This is a genomic window from Streptomyces millisiae (assembly GCF_031845425.1).
Lineage (GTDB): Bacteria > Actinomycetota > Actinomycetes > Streptomycetales > Streptomycetaceae > Streptomyces > Streptomyces millisiae.
Genome location: NZ_JAVREM010000401.1, coordinates 1 through 400 on the forward strand (window position 1 = coordinate 1; position 400 = coordinate 400).

1 riboswitch is annotated in these 400 nt (G+C 57.5%).

Annotated elements, in window-relative coordinates:
- The first annotated feature begins 14 nt into the window (after nucleotides 1–14).
- Nucleotides 15–187, forward strand: a riboswitch (M-box (ykoK) riboswitch).
- The last annotated feature ends 213 nt before the right edge of the window (nucleotides 188–400 follow it).

A 400-nucleotide genomic window follows, 5' to 3' on the forward strand; every position in this document is an offset into this window, starting at 1 on the left:
GGTTTCCAATGAAAACCGCGCTTCGTTAGGTGAGGCTCCTACACGAACACAGGCCACTGATCCGACGACGTCGAGAGACGCCCAGGATTAGGACAGGTCTTCCCGGCTTAAGGGATGACCCGAAGTGGCTTCCCACCTCTGGTGGGACACGTCGTGTAGTGCCAAAGCTCTGATGAGGAAGTGCTCGCGCCAGAATCGGCGCGTTCGGCCATGTGCCCAACTTCCTCTTCAGCGTTTATGTCTGACGATTGCGTCAAGATCAGCGGCGTTCCGTGCGCCCGACAGCGAGGAGGTGACGACGACATGACGTCGAGTGACAGTCCGTATCCCAGTCCGATTCGAAAACGTCTGTCCATAAACACCTTTCCGCTGTCGATGACCGCCTAGATCCGCCACTCCA